Below are 19,297 nucleotides of genomic sequence, written 5' to 3' on the forward strand. Positions count from 1 at the left end.
CCGAAATGAAGCGGCTAGATAGGATAAATAATTCAGAGATGATCTTATGATTTTGAAATATATCAAAAGTGACTTGTATCGATATACGGGCAAAATCAGCTTTCAACTATTTTTAAAAAACTATTTATTTAATCGTGGTTTTAACTTTTCATTTTGGTTGCGTTTAGCCAGTTCTAAATCGTTCTGGGCAAAATTTGCCTATCCCGTTTATTATTACAAAAAGAAGAAATATGGAATCGATATTCATATTACGACCCAGATCGGCTATGGCTTATATATCGGTCATGGCGGACCACTGGTTGTAAATCCTTCCACGATCATTGGGAATAATGTGAATTTATCGCAATTTACCACTATTGGGGCAAATGGTGGTCGTCAGGCTGCTGAAATTGGAGATAACGTTTATATTGGGCCACAGGTCTGTATTATTGACCATGTTAAAATTGGTGCTAATGCAACGATTGGCGCGGGGAGTGTCGTCACCAAAGATATTCCTGAAGGGGCCACCGCAGCAGGTAATTATGCGAAAGTGTTGAATATGAATAATCCGGGCGGATTGGTGAATAGACGTTGGACAAATCTATAAAGGTGCAGATGATGTTAAAACGTATCATTGATATTACGGTTGCCTCAACCGCTTTAATCCTGTTATCACCGGTATATTTCGCTGTCGCTCACAAAGTGAGAAAGAATTTAGGTTCACCTGTGTTATTTCGTCAGGTACGTCCGGGTTTACACGGCAAGCCATTTGAGATGATCAAGTTCCGTACCATGAAGGATGCATTGGATGCTGAGGGTAATCCATTACCGGACAGTGAGCGTTTAACCCCATTTGGTAAAATACTGCGTGCCACCAGTTTGGATGAAATGCCTGAACTGTGGAATGTGATTAAAGGTGATATGAGTATTGTCGGTCCACGTCCATTACTGATGGAATATCTGCCTTTATATAATAGCGAGCAAGCCAAACGCCACAACGTGCGTCCGGGCATTACTGGTTATGCACAGGTGAATGGTCGTAATGCCATTTCATGGGAAAAGAAATTCGAGCTGGATACATGGTATGTGGAAAACCAGTCACTATGGCTCGATTTTAAAATTATGCTGAAAACAATAAAAAAAGTCATTGCCAAAGATGATATCAGTGCCGAAGGCGAGGCGACCATGAGCAAATTTACCGGCACACCGGAACAAAAATAATGACCAAACTCTTTGCGATTTATGGTGCTTCAGGTTGTGGGCGCAGTTTGATGCCTGTTGCACGTCAGCAATTGACGCGTGAAAAAAGTATGTTTGAAATTGTCTTTATTGATGATGCTTTAACAGAGTTTGATGTGGTAAATGGTCATCGTGCCATGAATTACTCAGCATTTTTAAATGAATCAGCCTCTGAAAAATACGTGCAAATTGCGATTGCCAATAGTCGTGTACGACAAAAAATAGCGAATCGTTTAGAACTCGATGGGATTCAGCTTTGGTCGATCTGCGCGGATAATGTGATTTTAATGGATGAGGTAAAAATCGCAGAAGGTTCGGCTTTAAGTCCATTTGTTACGATTACCTCGAATATTAAAATCGGTAAATGCTTTCACGCCAATTTATATAGCTATGTGGAGCATGATTGTGTGATTGGGGATTTCGTTACCTTTGCACCAGGCGTAAAATGCAACGGCAATATTCATATTCACGACCACGCCTATATTGGCACAGGTGCCATGATTAAGCAGGGCACACCTGATCAGCCTTTAATCATTGGCAAAGGTGCGATTATCGGGATGGGCGCCGTGGTCACCAAAAGTGTGCCTGCAGGCGTTACTGTGGTTGGGAATCCTGCCCGTATTGTGATGCAAAAATAGATTTTTAAACTCGATTTTTAGACTGGGAAAATTCCATGTTAAACAGTGCATTTGAGCCTTGGCCAAGCTTTACCCAAGCAGAAGCCGATGCGGTGTCAAAAGTCCTTTTGTCCAATAAAGTCAATTATTGGACAGGTCAGGAATGCCGTGAATTTGAAAAGGAATTTGCACAGTTTGCAGGAACCCAACATGCCGTTGCTGTAGCCAATGGTACTGTGGCACTGGATTTAGCCCTGAAAGCTTTAGGTGTTGGTGCGGGCGATGATGTGATTGTCACTTCACGTACTTTCTTGGCTTCAGCAAGCTCGATTGTAACTGCAGGTGCCAATCCTATTTTTGCTGATGTGGAACTCGATTCGCAAAATATCTCACACCGTACTATTGAAGCAGTGATTACGCCGAATACCAAAGCGATTATTTGTGTGCATTTGGCAGGTTGGATGTGTGATATGGATCCGATCATGCAATTGGCTGAGGAAAAAGGCATCTTCGTGATTGAAGATTGTGCTCAAGCGCATGGGGCAATGTATAAAGGCAAATCGGCAGGTTCAATTGGGCATATTGGTGCTTGGTCATTTTGCCAAGATAAGATTATGACCACAGGTGGTGAAGGGGGCATGGTCACCACCCAAGATGAAAGTCTTTGGAAAAAAATGTGGTCGTATAAAGATCACGGCAAAAACTTTGATAGCGTGTATCACACACAACATCCACCGGGTTTTCGTTGGTTACACGATTCATTTGGCACCAATTGGCGCATGATGGAAATGCAAGCGGTGATTGGCCGATTGCAATTGAAACAAATGCCCGAATGGACAGTAAAACGCAATGCCCATATGGCACGTATCCAAGCAGTCTTTGAAAATAGCTCTTATTTTACTGTTCCTCAACCATCGACTGATTATGTACATGCTGCTTATAAATGCTATGTACAGGTCAATGTTGATGCCTTACCTGAGGGTTGGTCACGTGATCGCATCATGGCAGAAATCAGTGCGCAAGCCGTGCCTTGCTTTAGTGGCTCATGCTCAGAAGTGTATTTAGAAAAAGCTTTTGAGGGTACACCGTGGCGTCCAGAGACACGTTTAGCCAATGCAAAAGCCCTAGGTGAAAGTAGTCTGATGTTCTTGGTGCATCCGACTTTATCTGAGCAAAGCCTGCAAAAAACTGTCGATGCGATTCAAAGCGTGATTACGCAGATTCAAACTGAAAACAGCGTATAATCACGCTGTGCTATTTCAGCAGATATAACCGAGCTTCAATGAAAGATTTTATTCGTTCCATTGCTTCCTTACCGCGCCGCCAAAAACAAGTGGTTTTGGTGACCATGGATGTGTGCATGCTGCCACTGATGATGTGGCTTGCCTATGCCATTCGTTTGGCACGTCCAAATGTCACGGTGATGCAAGGACTTGAGGCTTGGTTTATCTATGTTGCGATCTTTGGCGTATCGGTTTTTGCTGTGCTCGGGATTTACCGTGCCATCGTGCGCTCATTTAACGAAGATTATCTACTGCGCATTTCGATTGGCACATTCGTTCAAATTGTCGCTTTGTACGCCATTAAAAAATTAGATATTGCGTTTATTCCAATGAGTATTCCGCTCATGTATGGCTTTATGCTGTTTTCATACATGTGGTGGAGTCGTGGGGTCATTCGCTATGCGACCTTAAAAACTTTTGCGAAAAAACAAACCCGTAAACGTGTGGCAATTTATGGCGCAGGGCTTGCAGGACAACAAATTGCGGCGGCGTTAAACCGTTCCGATGATTATCTGCCGGTGTGCTTTATTGATGATAAAAAATCACTGCGTGGTCAATCTTTAAGTGGTTTAAAAATCTATTCACCGAAAAAAGCGCAAAAGAAACTCGGTAAATTTGGTATTGAAGAAGTCTTGCTTGCCATGCCATCGGTGGGTCGTGCCCGTAAAAAGGAAATTATTGAATCCTTTGAAGCTACTGATGTGAAAATCATGGAATTGCCAGGGGTGACTCAACTGGTCGATGGCAAGGTCAAAGTCTCTGATATTCGTGAAGTTGATATTATTGATTTACTTGGACGTGATCCTGTACCACCGAAGCCAGAACTCTTAGAAAAAAATATTAAAAATAAAGTGGTGATGGTGACTGGGGCAGGGGGATCGATTGGCTCTGAACTCTGCCGTCAGATTGTGAAACATCAACCTAAAATGCTGGTGTTGTTTGAAATGTCTGAATTTGCACTGTACTCGATAGATCGTGAACTACAATCTTCAGGCATTGAGGTTATTCCAGTTCTAGGCTCTGTCACCAATCAGCAAAAATTGGAACGTATATTGCAACAATATGCTGTGCAAACGGTGTATCACGCTGCGGCTTATAAGCATGTGCCATTGGTTGAAGCTAATCCTTTTGAAGGAATTTATAATACTTCGATTGGAACACAACGCAGTGTTGATGCCGCTGTCGCTCAAGGTGTGGAAACTTTTGTGCTCATTTCGACCGATAAAGCGGTCCGTCCAACCAATGTGATGGGTGCATCGAAACGCATGGCTGAATTGTATTGTCAGGGTTTAGCATCAACTAATCCAAAAACGCAAATTAGTATCGTGCGTTTTGGTAATGTACTAGGTTCATCGGGTTCAGTTGTACCACTCTTTAAAAAGCAAATTGCTCAAGGGGGGCCAGTGACGGTGACCCATCCTGAAGTGACTCGTTACTTTATGACTATTCCTGAAGCTGCGCAGTTGGTGATTCAAGCAGGTGCAATGGGCACAGGTGGAGATGTGTTTTTGCTTGATATGGGTGAGTCAGTGAAGATTGTAGACTTGGCACGACAAATGATTCGTCTGAGTAGCTTCCGACCTGTTGATGAGCATGGGGTGGGTGATATAGAGATTCAGTTTACAGGTCTAAGACCGGGTGAAAAACTGTATGAAGAGTTGTTGATTGATCAAGAGAGTATTGAAAATACAGAACATGAGCGTATTTTAAAATCTTTTGAGAATTTTTATAATTTTGAAGAAATTGATACGGTTTTTCTAGAGTTGAATCGATCTTGTGATGCCTGTAACGTTTCGAAAATATTTGATTTTATGAAAAAATATGTAGATGGTTATAATAATAAAATATATAGAAAATAAAAATGATTATGACTAATAGATTAAAAATAAAGCAATTTTTTTTAATCCAAATGATATACTGTCAAGGATTAATATAGTGTACAGTCTTTGCACTATTATTATAAAAGGTTAATTTTATACAGGTTTTAGTATTTAATTTAATAGTAGGGAATAATGAAGGTATTAATTACAGGCGGTGCTGGTTTTATTGGTTCAGCAGTTATCCGTTATATTATTAGAAATACTGAAAATGAAGTTTTAAATATCGATAAGCTGACTTACGCAGGTAATTTAGAGTCGTTAAAAGAAGTTGAACAAAACCAAAACTATCAGTTCAAACAAGTGGATATTTGCGATACTGAGCAAATTACAAAAGCAATTGAAGCATTTCAACCCGATGCAATTATGCATTTGGCAGCAGAGTCGCATGTAGATCGCTCAATTGATGGCCCTGCAGCATTTATTCAAACTAATATTGTTGGAACTTATACCTTATTAGAAGCCGCTCGAAAGTATTGGATGAATCTTGAAGCCAAAGCTCAACAAAACTTTCGCTTTCATCATATTTCAACAGATGAAGTTTATGGAGACTTAGACGGCATGACGGATTTGTTTACAGAAACAACTTCATATGCGCCAAGCTCTCCATATTCTGCTTCTAAAGCCAGTTCAGATCATTTGGTACGCGCTTGGTACAGAACTTATGGTTTGCCTGTAATCGTCACTAATTGTTCAAATAATTACGGGCCATATCATTTTCCAGAAAAACTTATTCCATTGGTGATTTTAAATGCACTGGATGCTAAACCGTTGCCTGTATACGGTAATGGTCAGCAAATTCGGGACTGGTTATTTGTAGAAGACCATGCTCGCGCTTTGTATAAAGTGGTCACTGAGGGTGTAGTAGGCGAGACCTATAATATTGGTGGTCATAATGAAAAGCAGAATATTGAAGTAGTAAAAATTATTTGTAAGATTTTGGATGAGTTAAAACCGCAAGCAAGTGGTCAAGCGTATGAATCATTGATTACATTTGTAAAAGATCGCCCTGGTCATGACTTACGCTATGCAATTGATGCTACAAAAATTCAAAATGAATTAGGCTGGACGCCAACGGAAACATTTGAAACAGGAATCCGTAAAACAGTAAAGTGGTATTTAGATAATTTAGACTGGTGCCATCGAGTACAAGATGGCAGTTACCAACGTGAAAGATTGGGTGTAAATTCATAATGTCAAATATAATAAAAGGTATTATTTTAGCGGGTGGTTCTGGTACACGTTTATATCCAATTACCAAAGGTGTATCGAAACAACTACTTCCAATTTATGACAAACCGATGGTTTATTATCCACTTTCAGTGCTTATGCTTGCAGGTATTCGTGAAGTACTCATTATTAGTACCCCTGAAGATATTGAAGGTTTTAAGCGTTTATTGGGGGATGGTAGTCAATTTGGGATTCAGCTTGAATATGCAATTCAACCAAGTCCAGATGGTTTGGCACAGGCATTTATTATTGGTGAAAGCTTTATTGGTAAGAGTAATGTTTGTTTGGTACTAGGCGATAATATTTTTTATGGTCAAGGTTTTACCCCAATGTTACGTCAGGCAGTAGCACGTCAAAAAGGTGCAACAGTATTTGGCTATCAGGTGAAAGACCCTGAACGTTTTGGTGTGGTTGAGTTTGATGAGCAGAAACGTGCAATTTCTTTAGAAGAAAAACCTAAACAACCTAGGTCTCACTTTGCAGTTACAGGTTTGTATTTTTATGACAATGATGTGATTCAAATTGCTAAACAGGTAAAACCCTCTGAACGTGGAGAGTTGGAAATTACCACAGTAAACCAGATGTATTTAGAGCGCGGTGATTTAAATGTGGAATTGCTTGGACGTGGGTTTGCTTGGTTAGATACAGGGACACATTCAAGTTTATTAGAAGCCGCACAGTTTGTAGAAACCATTGAAAAGCGTCAGGGTTATAAAGTCGCTTGTTTGGAAGAAATTGCCTTGAATAATGGTTGGCTGAGTAAAGAACAGGTTTTAGAGATTGGTCAAAGCATGAGTAAGAATGATTATGGGCAATATCTAATTTCATTGGTGAATGAATTAAAATGAGTTTAGTAAAGTTAATTAACCTGCCAAACTTTGGTGATGACCGTGGTGGGTTGGTGGCCATTGAGTCCAATCAATCCATTCCTTTTGCCGTTAAGCGTTTATATTATATTTTTAATACAGTAGATAAACCTCGTGGTTTTCATGCACATATAGATTTAAAACAAGTGGCGATTTGTTTAAAAGGGAGTTGTCGCTTTATTTTAGATGATGGTCACCAAAAGGAAGAAATTGTATTAAACTCAGCTGCTCAGGGTTTACTTATTGAGGGTTTAACTTGGCGAGAAATGCATGATTTTTCAGTAGACTGTGTTCTTCTTGTGTTAGCGAGTGAACATTATGATGAAAATGATTACATTCGTGATTATAAAGATTTTTTGAAAAAGGTGATTAAATGAAAATTCATCCTTCTGCAATTATTTCACCTAAAGCAAAAATTGGTAATAATGTGGAAATCGGCCCCTCTACTATTGTGTATGACAACGTTGTTATAGGTGATAATTCAATTATTGGTGCATTTTGTGAAATTGGTATTGCTAATCATTTATCAAAAGGTGAACCTCTTGTAATTGGTGCAAACGCTAATATTAGATCACATAGTATTTTTTATGAAGGTTCATACTTTGGCGAAAGCTTGACTACAGGGCATCGAGTCACTGTGAGAGAGTTAGTTAAAGCTGGAAAAAACTTGCAAATAGGCACACTATCAGATTTGCAAGGGCATTGTGAAATTGGAGACTATGTTCGTTTCCATAGTAATGTACATATTGGGCAGAAAAGCAAAATTGGAAATTTTGTCTGGATTTTTCCTTACGTAGTTCTTACAAATGATCCACATCCGCCTAGTGACACGCTAATAGGCGTAACTGTTGAGGATTTTGCTGTAATCGCAACGATGTCTGTAATTTTGCCTGGTACAACTGTTGCAGAAGGTGTTTTAGTTGGTGCTCACTCTTCACTAAAAGGTCAAACCGAGGCAAATATGGTTTATGTAGGGTCGCCAGCCAAAAAAATATGTACAACTTCTAAAATAAAGTTACAAGACAGTAAAGAGGATGCATATCCTTGGCGAAAACATTTTCATCGTGGCTATCCTGCTGAAATTGTTAAAGAGTGGATTGCTGAATAATGGAATTAAAAAAATCATTTCCAATTACAGAAATTCAAATTGGTATGACAGCATCATATTCACAAACTATAACAGATGCAGATATCAAGGGGTTTTCTGGGCTTTCAGGTGATCATAATCCTGTACATGTCAATGAGCAGTATGCGAAAAAATCAAGATATAAGGGTCGCATAGCACATGGGTTATTAACGGCAAGTTTTTTTTCTGCGATTTTTGGGACAAAACTTCCTGGCGAAGGTTGTGTTTATGTTAGTCAGAATTTGCAATTTAAAAGGCCGGTTTATTTAGGAGATACAGTCGAGGCAAAAGTAACAGTTATAGCTGTGAATATCTCTACGAAACGAGTAACTTTCGAAACAGTATGTTCTGTAAGTGGGAAAGTTGTAACGATAGGTACAGCAGAAATCTTTATTCCTTAGGTGTTTTTTTAATGATTCCATTCTTAGATCTTCAAGCTATAAATGCTCAATATCGTGCTGAACTTTTAGAGACTTGTAATCGTGTTATTGATTCCGGTTGGTATATTGGTGGTAAAGAGCTAGAAAGTTTTGAAAAGAATTTTGCTGAATATTGTGGTACACAGTTTGCGATAGGTGTTGCAAACGGCTTGGATGCTTTGATTCTTACACTACGTGCATGGAAAGAGTTAGGCAAACTTAAAGATGGGGATGAAGTTATTGTTCCATCGAATACTTATATTGCCAGTATTCTTGCCATTACGGCTAACAATTTAACACCTGTATTAGTTGAACCTGATATTAATACTTATAATATTGACCCTACTCGGATTCAAAAGGCTATCACAGCTAAAACTCGTGTCATTTTGCCTGTCCATTTGTATGGTCGACTTGCGCCAATGCCTGAAATTATGGAAATTGCAAAAAAATATAATTTGTTGTTGGTGGAAGATTCAGCACAATCACATGGTGCAGAGTTAAATGGTAAAAAAGCTGGAAATTGGGGTGATGCTTCAGGTTTTAGTTTTTACCCTGGAAAAAATCTAGGTGCACTGGGAGATGCGGGAGCGATTACGACAAATGATGCAGAGTTAGCAATGATGCTCAAAGCATTGCGTAATTATGGCTCGCATGAAAAGTATAAAAATTTAGTTCCGGGTGTGAATAGCCGACTAGATGAAATTCAAGCAGCCATGCTGGATGTTAAACTTAAATATTTAGATCAAGAAACTCAGCATAGACGTCATATTGCGAGCTTGTATTTGAATGGAATAAAGAATCCACTAATTAAGCTTCCATTGGACGAGATCAATGCAGAAAAATATGTGCAGCATGTTTGGCATTTGTTTGTGATTCGTACGGAGCATCGTGAAGCTTTACAAAAATATTTGTTGGAACATGGTGTGCAAACATTAATTCATTATCCGATTCCTCCACACAAACAACAAGCATATAAAGAATGGAATGAAATGAGTTTTCCTATTTCAGAGCAGATACATAGTGAGGTGTTAAGTTTACCAATGGGGCCAACTCTGTCGGTAGTAGATGCGGAGCGTATTATCACTTTATGTAATCAATTTCAAGCTTAAAAGTATGAATTTGTTAAAGACAAGTGTATTAAATGGTGTGGCTGTTTTAATTAAAACAGCCACAATGTTTTTTTTAAATAAGATTTTAGCCGTGTACGTTGGCCCTGTCGGTTATGCAGCTATAGGGCAGTTTCAAAATTTTATACAAATGGTAACAACTTTTGCAGGAAGTGCAATTAATACAGCTGTGATTAAATATACTGCTGAATATCATGAAGATGAAGCTAAGCAAAAAGCAATTTGGAAAGCTGCGGGTAGTTTAGTCCTTATTTTTAGTTTTATTTTTACGTTTATAATTTTAATTTTTCAAAAACAATTATCACTTTATATTTTTCAGACAGTACACTATCAATCTGTTTTTGTTTGGTTTGCAGTTTTCTTGGTTTTATTTAATCTAAATGCACTTTTTTTAGCAATTTTGAATGGAAAAAAGGAGATTTTAAAGTTAGTCACTGCAAATATAATAGGTAGTATACTTTCTCTATTGGTAACGGGTATTTTAGCTGTTCAATACCATTTATATGGTGCTTTAATTGCACTCTCAATTTATCAATCCATTGCTTTTTTTACAACACTTTTTTTGTGTTATAAAGCCAATTGGTTCAAAATCTCATATGTATTTGGAAAAATTGAGCCGAAAATCGCTAAAAACTTTGCAGCTTTTGCACTTATGGCGTTAGTAAGTGCTATTTGTGTGCCTTTGTCGCAAATGGTCATCCGTTCTTATTTATCACAAGAGTTTGGTTTAAATTATGCTGGCTATTGGGAAGCCATGATTCGCTTAAGTGCAGCTTATTTAATGTTGGTTACGACAACCCTAAGCGTATATTACTTACCAAGACTAGCCGAATTGGCACATTTAGATGAAATAAAAAAAGAAGTATATTTAGGTTATAAATTTATCTTCCCTTTAGCTTTAGTTGGTGGCTTGGGGGTCTATATTTTGCGGGATTGGATTATTACCTTGTTGTTTAGTCATGAATTTATACCAATGCGTGATTTATTTTTATGGCAAATGATAGGTGATTCGCTTAAAATTGGCAGCTGGATATTGGCTTATTTGATGCTAAGTAAGGCAATGACGAAATTATTTGTAACTACAGAAATTATTTTTTCGCTTAGCTTGATTCTATTGACCTATATATTTACTCAAGTCTTTGGTTTTGAGGGTGTTTCAATAGCATATTTAGTAAATTATGCATTGTATTGGTTAATTATGTGTGTTTTTGTATTTAAAGGGCTTAAGGATAGTTAAACATGATTTATTTATTTTATTCAAGTAATATTATGGGAGGGGCTGAATATTTAATAATTAATTGTGCAAATATTTTAGTAGGTAAAGGTTTAGAAGTTGGTATAATTGATTATCCAAATGGGTGGGTTGTTTCCAATATATCTAATCCATTAATACAAAAAAGATATATTTTTCAAGGGGAAAAAATTAGATTGGATGAGGATGATATTATTATAACTACAGCTAATAATATGTATAAGTTAGATAATTTATTTTTTGAAAGCAATGCAAAGGTTTTATTTTGGACTGTTCAGCCATATAATGTAGTGTTAAAACTTCCGTATTTTTTAAGTACTAATAAATTTTTTAAAGTATTAGGTGAAATGTACCTAAATAAAAAAATAAAATATCATAAAAATAATTTAGAGTTAATCTTAAATAAAAATGGAATTGTTTCTATGGATGATGAGTGTAATAAGATTCTAAAAAATACATATAATATAAGTTATAAAAATTTTTTACCTATTTTTATAGATTTTAATAAGTTTCGAAAAGGAAACTATGTTTGTGAAGATAAAGATGTTATCAATATCGTTTGGCTAGGTAGAATAGATTTAGAGTTTAAGATATATATATTAAAAAAATTATTACTGGACTTGGAAAAAGTAAATTCTAAATTTAAGAGTAAATTTGTCTTTAATATCATTGGTTGCGGTCCTGGGTTGGAAAATCTTAAAAACTTTACTAAAGAGAATATTAGTTTTAAAGTAAATTTTTTATATGAATTAAAGGATAGTGAGCTAGATGTAGTTCTTGAAAAAAGTGATATTGGTTTTGCAATGGGAACTTCTGCACTCGATATTTCTGCTAAAAGAGTACCTACAATATTGGTTGATTTCTCATATAAAGATATTTTTTATTATAAATATAGATGGATATTTGAAACTAATAATTATACTTTAGGTAGGGATATTGATTTTTTATCGGACTCTGAAATAGATTCAATGAAAACATTAAACTCTATTTTTTCTGAATTGCAAGAAAATAATAAATTATTGGCAGATCTTTGTTTTAAATATACATATGAAAATCATTGTAGTATTAATGTTGGCTCAAAATTAATAAAATACGCTTTTAATACTGAATTAACTTTGAATGATATATATAAATATAGTTCAGTAAAACCTATATGGAGTAAATTTAATCATTATTTAAAGAGAGGAAGAGCGTAGTTTATGAAAAAAATATTATTGGTATTTGGAACTCGTCCAGAAGCAATTAAAATGGCGCCATTAGTCAAAGAGTTTCAGAAATTCAACACAGAGTTTAATACAAAAGTTTGTGTAACTGGTCAACATCGACAAATGCTTGATCAGGTTTTAGAAATTTTTGACATTCAACCAGATTATGATTTGAATATTATGAAAACTGGACAGGATCTATTTGATGTAACTTCAAATATTTTGTTAGGTTTGAAAAAAGTATTTGATGATTTCAATCCAGATTTGGTACTTGTTCATGGTGACACAACGACTAGTTTTGTTACAGGTTTGGCAGCTTTTTATACAAAAATTAAAGTTGGACATGTAGAGGCTGGACTTCGAACTTATAATATTCAGTCACCATGGCCAGAAGAAGGAAATAGACAATTAACAGGAATTTTAACAGATTATCATTTTGCTCCTACACTTAAGAGTAAAGAAAATTTGATCAATGAATTAAAGGATAAAAATAAAATCTTTATTACAGGCAATACTGTAATTGATGCTTTATTATATACAATTGAAAAGATTAATAATAGAAAGGAATTAAAAGAACAATTGATTATAAAACTACAAGAGTCTTATCCAGGTATACTAAATCGACAATTTATTTTGATGACAGGACATCGCCGGGAAAATTTTGGTAAAGGATTTATAAATATTTGTGAAGCATTGAAAGAAATTGCACTACGTTATCCCAGTTTAGATATCGTTTATCCGGTACATTTAAACCCTAATGTGCGTCAGATAGTCAATGAAATTTTGAATGGTATAAAAAACATTTATCTAATCGAACCGCTTCAATATCAAGAATTTATTTTTTTAATGAATGAATCTTTTTTTATCATTACAGATAGTGGTGGTATACAAGAAGAGGCCCCATCACTAGGTAAACCTGTCTTAGTAATAAGAGATACAACTGAAAGACCTGAAGCAGTTGACGCTGGTACAGTGAAGCTTGTTGGTACAAATAAAGATAAGATTGTAAAATCAGCAGTTCAGCTTATTGAAAATCAAAATGAATTTGAAAAGATGAGTAAGGCACATAATCCATATGGTAATGGAACCGCAAGTAAAAGAATTGTTGAGATTTTAAGAAATGTTTAAAATTATTTTTTTGAAAAATGAAAGAAATGATGCTACAGATTATTATGTTAGTTTAATTCAAAAAGCTATAGAAAATCATGGATATGAAGTTAAAGTGATCAGTGAATTCAGGGAAATTGAGAAAGATGATAAAGTTTTAACTATTTCATTAAAAGGTTTTTTTTTCACATGGTTAAGAAATCCACGTCAGTTTATTATACATTGGTTTCAGGGGGTTACTCCGGAAGAAGCGTTAATGTTATATAAAGATAGTTTCCAAAAAAGAATAAGATGGACTTATTTATCTTTTTTCGAAAAATTCGTACTTCACTATTCAAAATTTAACTTTTTTGTTTCTGAAGCAATGCTTAGGCATTATATAAACAAGTATAGATATAATCGCAATAATTATATGATAATGCCTTGTTATAATCAAAAGATTAATATCAGCGGTTTTAATAAAGATAAATATAAATATCCAACATTCGTATATGCAGGATCACTATCTGATTGGCAGTGTATAAATGAAACTCTAATAATTTTTAAAAATGTTCAAAAGGTTATCGCTAATGCTAAGATGTATTTATACACTGCTGAAAAAGATAAAGCTTTAAAATTAATTGATAATTTAAAGGTGCCTAATGTAATTATAGATTATATTCCATATAGTCAATTAAATAGAAAACTTGAAAAGATTAAATATGGATTTTTAATTCGCGAAGATGTTTTAGTTAATAATGTTTCTACCCCAACTAAAATGAATGGTTATCTTGCTAATGGGGTAATTCCAATTTTCTCAAATTGTATAGATGATTTTAATTTAAATTTGATAGGTGATTTTTTAATTAAAGTAGATCCTAAACTAGATGTTCATGAATATATTATCAAATTTGAGGATAGAAAAATTTATTCTGATAATGTTTTAAAGGATTTTAGTCAATATTTTGAAAGATATTATAATGATGACTATTATTTGAATTTAATTTTGATAAAGTTTTCAGAATTTAAAGTGATTTAAGATGAGAGTTAATATTAGAAATTTTTTTACAATTTTAATTATATTTATTACAACTATATGGTTGGTCTACATTTCATTATTTGTAATTAACAACCCCGATAAGTATAATTATTTAATAATTATGAACACTAGTACCTCTTTTTCTTTAGGTATAGAACCAACTGTATATTTTATTTCATCTATATCTAGAACAATGAGTTTAATTACTGGATTTGAGCCATTAGTTTTTTTTTATTTTCAGTATATTTTTTTAATACAATTATTTTTAATATTTTCCTTTTTAAATTTTTTTAAGAATTCAATAGTAAAGTCTGGATTATTGCTAATATTTTGGTTATGTACATACGGTATTATGCATTGTTTAATACAAATAAGATTTGGTTTGGCGAGTAGTATAGTTGTTTATATATTTAGTTTAATTTATCTTCATAAAGATAGTGCAAATAATTTTTTTTTAAAACCACTTATATTGGGCGTTGTTGCAATTTTTACACATTACTCAGTTATCTTTTCTATTTTTACAATTTTTCTGCAGTACTTAAGATTTAAAATTAATAAAAAGAATAGTTATTTAATATCTCATGTTGGTTTTTTATTGATTTTAATAATGTTTAAGCTTGGTGAGTTGTTTAATATATTGCCAATATTTCTTATGGCTAGAATTAGTGTATATATAAATAATATGGATTTGGAGCCAGTATCAGATTTAGCTCGACTTGTATCATTTTTTTGTTATTTTTCATTATTGTTAGCTCCAAATTTAAAAAATAAGGTATTAAATGATTTAAGAATATATGGTTCTTTAAGCTTTTTACCGTACTTTATTATACCTGAAATGGAAATATTGGTACGTTTAGGTATTCCTTTTCAATATTTATTGTTATCATATTTAGTTTTAACTTATTCGTATAAAAAGTTATTATTTTTTTCTACCTTGCCTTTATTGATATTTTTTTCATATAAAATTTATTCTGGTATTTCTGCTTTTATTTCATATATGTAAGTTGTAAATATAGTTTTGGAGATTATTAATTGACTATATATTTTATTACCAATGGCCTACATCGTATGGCTGGTACAGAACGTGCTATAGTACAGCTGTCACAGATATATGATAATGTTGTAATTTTGGTGCCAGGTCGAAAAGATATTGCGTTTGATGGTTTCAATCACTTAAATATTAAATCATTAGAAGTTGGTGATTTTCCTGAAGTTGGAAAATTAAGTAAAATTTTTCATAGAATAAAATATTTTTTTCTTTTAAAAAATAATTTTATCTTTTCTAAAGATGATATATTAATCTCCTTCTCATTTGATTTAAATATTTTAAATATTTTTTTATCTATGATGTTTGGGATTAATTCGATCATTTGTGAGCATATAGCTTATTCGTATCATAAAGGATTGCGAAATAGAATAAGAAAAATTTTTTATTCTATGAAGCATGTAAAACTTGTTTGCCTTACTGAAACAGATAAATTGAAATTTATACAAGATGATATTAACACTTTTGTAATTCCAAATTTTATTAATCCTGTAAAAAGTATTTATAACTCAGAATCTAAATCTATTTTGGCTGTTGGTCGGTTAGAGTATCAAAAAAACTTTCAATTTCTAATAAAAGCATTTGAATTGTCTGATTTACATAAAAAAGGTTGGGTTCTAGATATTGTGGGTGAAGGTTCTGAATATGAAGATATTATAAATCTCATAAATCTACTAAATATTAAAGAGTTTGTTAAAATTCATAAATTTACTAAGGACATTGGTTTTTATTATGCTAATGCTAGTTTGCTTTGTATGACAAGTAGATTTGAAGCTTTACCAATGGTTTTATTAGAAGGAATGAATTATTCTTTACCAGTTTTAGTTTCAAATTTTCCAACTGGCGCTAAAGAAATTTTGGGTGAAAGTAACTCACAAATTGTATTTGAATATGATGAAAATTTTTATGCAAAAAAACTTAAAGAACTATGTCTAGATAAAGATTTACGTAAGAACTATTCTTTGCAGAATTTGCAAATTATTAAAAATTACTATCCTGAAAATATTAATAAATATTGGTTAGATTTAATTTGATTTTTACTAATCTAGACTTTAGTTGAGTATTTCTAATTTTTTTTATTTACAATATGATGTGATTTTATGAAAATTGTACATGTCCAAATAAAACCTCAAATGTCAGGTGTTCAAAGAATTTCTTATGATATTCTGGCTAATTTAAATGATGGTAAACATGAACTTTACTTGATATGTGGGAGTTTGTCTGAACAAAGTACAGAATTTGTTGAAAAATTTACTTCCATTGGTGTGACAATAATTGAAGTTCCCTTTTTAAAGCGTCAAATAGGTAAACATGATTGGTATGCTTTTCAGCAACTGAGAAAGATTTTTAAACACTACAAATTTGATATAGTTCATACTAACTCAACAAAGCCTGGTATATTAGCTAGAATTGCTGCACGTTTAGTTGGCTGTAAAAATATTATTCATACAGTTCATGGCATTGCTTTTCATCAACATGTGAAATTTTTTCAAAGAATAATTTTTTATTTTGTGGAAATTTTTAGTGTTCTTTTTGGTCATAAAAATATAGTAGTGAATAATTATTATAAAAAATTTTATCCTTTTGGGAGCACCTCTACTATTTATAATGGTGTTGACTTTACCCTTCTTTCTCCTTGTGTAATAAAAAAAAAAGAAGTCCATAAATCTATACATTTTGCTTTTTTTGCACGCCTTGATGAGCAAAAAAACCCTTTAGAATTTATTGAAGCTATTTATTTACTTTCTAAATGTTCAGATATTTCAAATGACCGATTTTCTATAGCAGGAGATGGGGAATTGATGGAGGAATGTAAGACACTGATAAGTAAATATTGTCTCGAAGAAAAAGTAAAACTAATAGGATGGGTAAAAGATAAAAATTCTTTCTTAAATGATGTAGATGTTCTCTGTCAACCTTCAAAATGGGAAGCATTTGGTTTGGTATTTGTGGAAGCAGCATATTTTTCTATACCTGCAATAGCTAAGCGCGTAGAGGGAATACCTGAAGTTGTTAAAAATAATGAAACAGGTCTGTTGTATGATGGTGGTGCATATGAATTAATGGGTCTAATGCTAAAATTAAAGGAAGATAGGGCGTTGTGTAAGCTATTAGGGTATAATGCAAGAGAGTTTGTTATCAAAAACTTCAGTTTAGATAAAATGGTGTTAGCTTATAAAAAAATTTATTTTAAGTAATTGGTTAAAAAGGATTATTTTTAAACAATTCACACAAAATATTTATATGGTATTATATTGTAATTAACTTTGTTGAATGATAGTAAAGATTGATTATAAACAAAATTTTATAGCAAATTCTAGATTAAATGGGTATAGATTAGTGAAACGTTTAAGTGACTTAATTATTTCAATAGTAGCTTTAATTATTTTGTTTCCACTTTTTTTATTGGTTGCTTATAAAGTTCGAAAAAATCTAGGTGCACCTATTTTTTTCTATCAGGACCGACCAGGAAAAGATGGTAAAATTTTCAAAATGATTAAATTTAGATCAATGAAGGCTGCATTTGATAAAGAAGGTAATCCTTTACCGGATGAAGAGCGCATAACCCCATTCGGACAAAAGCTACGCTCGACCACTTTGGATGAAATGCCCCAACTTATCAATGTTTTAAAAGGTGATATGAGTATTGTGGGGCCCCGCCCACAAATGAAAGATTTTTTAGACTACTACACGCCTGAACAGATGCGTCGACATGAAGTTAGACCAGGGATGACCGGCCTAGCCCAAGTGAGTGGACGCAATAACTTGTCTTGGGAAGAAAAATTTGATCTGGATATTCAATATGTGGATACGCAATCCAATTGGTTAGATTTCAAAATCATGTTTAAAACTGCAAAAGTGATGCTAACTAAGGAGGGTATTAATGCTCCTAATCAGGCGGTAGGGGCTCCAAGATTCTCTCAGCAAAGAGCGGCAGATCTAAATTTTGTTAGAGAACAAGATAACTGATAAATTTTAAATTAAAGTTTTATTTAAATTCGAACTCAAGCAGTACTCCTTATGATCAAGAAAGCAATTCTTCCTGTAGCAGGACTCGGCACGCGTTTTTTACCTGCCAGTAAATCCATTCCTAAAGAAATGGTGACAGTCGTGGATCGCCCTGCGATTGAATATGTAGTACGTGAAGCAGTTGCTGCCGGGATTGAGCAGATTATTCTGGTGACCCATTCCTCCAAAGCATCGATTGAAAATTATTTTGATCGTAACTTTGAGCTTGAAACCACGCTTGAGCAAAAAAATAAGACCGACCTGCTTAAAGAAATTACTGAAATTTTGCCTGCGGGTGTGAGTGTGATTAGTGTACGCCAGCCACAGCCTCTAGGTCTGGGCCATGCGGTACTATGTGCCAAAGCTGTGATTGGTGATGATGACTTTGCGGTGCTATTACCGGATGTGCTAGTCAAGGATCAGGATCCGGAAAATGACTTGAGCTTGATGATTCAGCGTTTTAACGAATCTAAAGCCTCACAAATTATGGTTGAAGCGGTACCTGATAATTTAGTCGATCAATACGGGATTGTTGATGTGGCAGAATCACCTGCCGAAGGCGAAAGTATTGTCATGCAAGGGATTGTCGAGAAACCTGCGGTTGGGTCTGCACCTTCGAATTTGTCTGTGGTCGGACGTTATATTCTGCCGGCAAAAATCATGCAGCTTTTGGAACAGACCCCACGCGGGGCAGGCAATGAAATCCAGCTCACTGATGCGATTGCCATGCTGCAGCAAACCGAAGCCGTTGAAGCCTATCGCATGAAAGGCCAGACTTTTGACTGTGGTAGCAAGTTAGGTTATCTAAAGGCTGTTTTATATTATGGTATAGATCATCCTAAACTCGGTAGCGAGTTTAAAGCATTGATTCAGGAACTGGCTTTGTAAAAAAAATAAT

The 19,297-nt window shown here is 34.2% G+C and carries 20 protein-coding genes; all 20 read left to right on the forward strand.

Features of this window, described 5'->3' with window-relative positions:
- Window positions 1-46: 46 nt before the first annotated feature.
- Entirely contained in the window at window positions 47-586 is a 540-nt protein-coding gene (locus H0S56_RS00360) for a serine O-acetyltransferase (RefSeq protein WP_195725396.1), read from the forward strand.
- Window positions 587-597: 11 nt separating this feature from the next.
- On the forward strand, window positions 598-1,200 hold the full coding sequence (locus tag H0S56_RS00365) for a sugar transferase (protein ID WP_195726021.1): 603 nt from the start codon (window positions 598-600) through the stop codon (window positions 1,198-1,200).
- Entirely contained in the window at window positions 1,200-1,856 is a 657-nt protein-coding gene (locus tag H0S56_RS00370) for an acetyltransferase (protein ID WP_195725397.1), read from the forward strand. Before H0S56_RS00365 ends, H0S56_RS00370 begins: the two co-directional genes overlap by 1 nt.
- A 35-nt stretch (window positions 1,857-1,891) precedes the next feature.
- Window positions 1,892-3,079, forward strand: a complete 1,188-nt coding sequence (locus H0S56_RS00375) for a DegT/DnrJ/EryC1/StrS family aminotransferase (RefSeq protein ID WP_195725398.1) — start codon at window positions 1,892-1,894, stop codon at window positions 3,077-3,079.
- Window positions 3,080-3,117: 38 nt separating this feature from the next.
- On the forward strand, window positions 3,118-4,977 hold the full coding sequence (locus H0S56_RS00380) for a polysaccharide biosynthesis protein (RefSeq protein ID WP_195725399.1): 1,860 nt from the start codon (window positions 3,118-3,120) through the stop codon (window positions 4,975-4,977).
- Between the two features lie 153 nt (window positions 4,978-5,130).
- Window positions 5,131-6,189: a dTDP-glucose 4,6-dehydratase gene (gene rfbB / locus H0S56_RS00385; RefSeq protein WP_195725400.1), complete on the forward strand. Its 1,059-nt coding sequence runs from the start codon at window positions 5,131-5,133 to the stop codon at window positions 6,187-6,189.
- Window positions 6,189-7,073 (forward strand): glucose-1-phosphate thymidylyltransferase RfbA, encoded by an 885-nt coding sequence (gene rfbA / locus H0S56_RS00390; RefSeq protein WP_195725401.1) that lies wholly within the window; start codon window positions 6,189-6,191, stop codon window positions 7,071-7,073. Before rfbB ends, rfbA begins: the two co-directional genes overlap by 1 nt.
- Entirely contained in the window at window positions 7,070-7,468 is a 399-nt protein-coding gene (locus H0S56_RS00395; protein WP_195725402.1) for a sugar 3,4-ketoisomerase, read from the forward strand. Before rfbA ends, H0S56_RS00395 begins: the two co-directional genes overlap by 4 nt.
- Entirely contained in the window at window positions 7,465-8,199 is a 735-nt protein-coding gene (locus H0S56_RS00400) for an N-acetyltransferase (RefSeq protein ID WP_195725403.1), read from the forward strand. Before H0S56_RS00395 ends, H0S56_RS00400 begins: the two co-directional genes overlap by 4 nt.
- Window positions 8,199-8,618 (forward strand): MaoC family dehydratase, encoded by a 420-nt coding sequence (locus tag H0S56_RS00405; RefSeq protein WP_195725404.1) that lies wholly within the window; start codon window positions 8,199-8,201, stop codon window positions 8,616-8,618. Before H0S56_RS00400 ends, H0S56_RS00405 begins: the two co-directional genes overlap by 1 nt.
- An 11-nt stretch (window positions 8,619-8,629) precedes the next feature.
- Complete coding sequence (locus H0S56_RS00410; RefSeq protein WP_195725405.1) at window positions 8,630-9,745, forward strand: DegT/DnrJ/EryC1/StrS family aminotransferase; 1,116 nt, start codon at window positions 8,630-8,632, stop codon at window positions 9,743-9,745.
- 4 nt (window positions 9,746-9,749) lie between these two features.
- Window positions 9,750-11,000 carry an O-antigen translocase gene (locus tag H0S56_RS00415; RefSeq protein ID WP_195725406.1) on the forward strand — a complete coding sequence of 417 codons (1,251 nt, stop codon included), beginning with the start codon at window positions 9,750-9,752 and terminating at the stop codon, window positions 10,998-11,000.
- Window positions 11,001-11,002: 2 nt separating this feature from the next.
- On the forward strand, window positions 11,003-12,211 hold the full coding sequence (locus tag H0S56_RS00420) for a hypothetical protein (protein ID WP_195725407.1): 1,209 nt from the start codon (window positions 11,003-11,005) through the stop codon (window positions 12,209-12,211).
- Window positions 12,212-12,214: 3 nt separating this feature from the next.
- Window positions 12,215-13,348 (forward strand): non-hydrolyzing UDP-N-acetylglucosamine 2-epimerase, encoded by a 1,134-nt coding sequence (gene wecB, locus H0S56_RS00425; RefSeq protein ID WP_195725408.1) that lies wholly within the window; start codon window positions 12,215-12,217, stop codon window positions 13,346-13,348.
- The gene (locus H0S56_RS00430; protein ID WP_195725409.1) at window positions 13,341-14,345 is read left to right on the forward strand and encodes a glycosyltransferase family protein; all 1,005 of its coding nucleotides are present in this window, start codon (window positions 13,341-13,343) and stop codon (window positions 14,343-14,345) included. Before wecB ends, H0S56_RS00430 begins: the two co-directional genes overlap by 8 nt.
- A 121-nt stretch (window positions 14,346-14,466) precedes the next feature.
- Window positions 14,467-15,348, forward strand: a complete 882-nt coding sequence (locus tag H0S56_RS00435; protein WP_227554902.1) for an EpsG family protein — start codon at window positions 14,467-14,469, stop codon at window positions 15,346-15,348.
- 65 nt (window positions 15,349-15,413) lie between these two features.
- On the forward strand, window positions 15,414-16,424 hold the full coding sequence (locus H0S56_RS00440) for a glycosyltransferase (protein ID WP_227554904.1): 1,011 nt from the start codon (window positions 15,414-15,416) through the stop codon (window positions 16,422-16,424).
- 66 nt (window positions 16,425-16,490) lie between these two features.
- Complete coding sequence (locus H0S56_RS00445; protein WP_195725412.1) at window positions 16,491-17,588, forward strand: glycosyltransferase family 4 protein; 1,098 nt, start codon at window positions 16,491-16,493, stop codon at window positions 17,586-17,588.
- A 142-nt stretch (window positions 17,589-17,730) separates the two neighbouring features.
- Window positions 17,731-18,360: a sugar transferase gene (locus tag H0S56_RS00450; RefSeq protein WP_227554905.1), complete on the forward strand. Its 630-nt coding sequence runs from the start codon at window positions 17,731-17,733 to the stop codon at window positions 18,358-18,360.
- A 51-nt stretch (window positions 18,361-18,411) separates the two neighbouring features.
- Window positions 18,412-19,287, forward strand: a complete 876-nt coding sequence (gene galU, locus H0S56_RS00455) for a UTP--glucose-1-phosphate uridylyltransferase GalU (RefSeq protein ID WP_195725414.1) — start codon at window positions 18,412-18,414, stop codon at window positions 19,285-19,287.
- Window positions 19,288-19,297: the final 10 nt, after the last annotated feature.

The organism is Acinetobacter lwoffii, from assembly GCF_015602705.1.
In the GTDB taxonomy this organism is placed as follows: Bacteria; Pseudomonadota; Gammaproteobacteria; order Pseudomonadales; family Moraxellaceae; genus Acinetobacter; species Acinetobacter lwoffii_E.

What these genes read in the sequence shown, in the direction of transcription:
- H0S56_RS00360 (WP_195725396.1), top strand. Translation starts at nt 47, where the DNA reads ATGATTTTGAAATATATCAAAAGTGACTTGTATCGATATACGGGCAAA.
- H0S56_RS00365 (WP_195726021.1), top strand. Translation starts at nt 598, where the DNA reads ATGTTAAAACGTATCATTGATATTACGGTTGCCTCAACCGCTTTAATC.
- H0S56_RS00370 (WP_195725397.1), top strand. Translation starts at nt 1,200, where the DNA reads ATGACCAAACTCTTTGCGATTTATGGTGCTTCAGGTTGTGGGCGCAGT.
- H0S56_RS00375 (WP_195725398.1), top strand. Translation starts at nt 1,892, where the DNA reads ATGTTAAACAGTGCATTTGAGCCTTGGCCAAGCTTTACCCAAGCAGAA.
- H0S56_RS00380 (WP_195725399.1), top strand. Translation starts at nt 3,118, where the DNA reads ATGAAAGATTTTATTCGTTCCATTGCTTCCTTACCGCGCCGCCAAAAA.
- rfbB (WP_195725400.1), top strand. Translation starts at nt 5,131, where the DNA reads ATGAAGGTATTAATTACAGGCGGTGCTGGTTTTATTGGTTCAGCAGTT.
- rfbA (WP_195725401.1), top strand. Translation starts at nt 6,189, where the DNA reads ATGTCAAATATAATAAAAGGTATTATTTTAGCGGGTGGTTCTGGTACA.
- H0S56_RS00395 (WP_195725402.1), top strand. Translation starts at nt 7,070, where the DNA reads ATGAGTTTAGTAAAGTTAATTAACCTGCCAAACTTTGGTGATGACCGT.
- H0S56_RS00400 (WP_195725403.1), top strand. Translation starts at nt 7,465, where the DNA reads ATGAAAATTCATCCTTCTGCAATTATTTCACCTAAAGCAAAAATTGGT.
- H0S56_RS00405 (WP_195725404.1), top strand. Translation starts at nt 8,199, where the DNA reads ATGGAATTAAAAAAATCATTTCCAATTACAGAAATTCAAATTGGTATG.
- H0S56_RS00410 (WP_195725405.1), top strand. Translation starts at nt 8,630, where the DNA reads ATGATTCCATTCTTAGATCTTCAAGCTATAAATGCTCAATATCGTGCT.
- H0S56_RS00415 (WP_195725406.1), top strand. Translation starts at nt 9,750, where the DNA reads ATGAATTTGTTAAAGACAAGTGTATTAAATGGTGTGGCTGTTTTAATT.
- H0S56_RS00420 (WP_195725407.1), top strand. Translation starts at nt 11,003, where the DNA reads ATGATTTATTTATTTTATTCAAGTAATATTATGGGAGGGGCTGAATAT.
- wecB (WP_195725408.1), top strand. Translation starts at nt 12,215, where the DNA reads ATGAAAAAAATATTATTGGTATTTGGAACTCGTCCAGAAGCAATTAAA.
- H0S56_RS00430 (WP_195725409.1), top strand. Translation starts at nt 13,341, where the DNA reads ATGTTTAAAATTATTTTTTTGAAAAATGAAAGAAATGATGCTACAGAT.
- H0S56_RS00435 (WP_227554902.1), top strand. Translation starts at nt 14,467, where the DNA reads ATGAACACTAGTACCTCTTTTTCTTTAGGTATAGAACCAACTGTATAT.
- H0S56_RS00440 (WP_227554904.1), top strand. Translation starts at nt 15,414, where the DNA reads ATGGCTGGTACAGAACGTGCTATAGTACAGCTGTCACAGATATATGAT.
- H0S56_RS00445 (WP_195725412.1), top strand. Translation starts at nt 16,491, where the DNA reads ATGAAAATTGTACATGTCCAAATAAAACCTCAAATGTCAGGTGTTCAA.
- galU (WP_195725414.1), top strand. Translation starts at nt 18,412, where the DNA reads ATGATCAAGAAAGCAATTCTTCCTGTAGCAGGACTCGGCACGCGTTTT.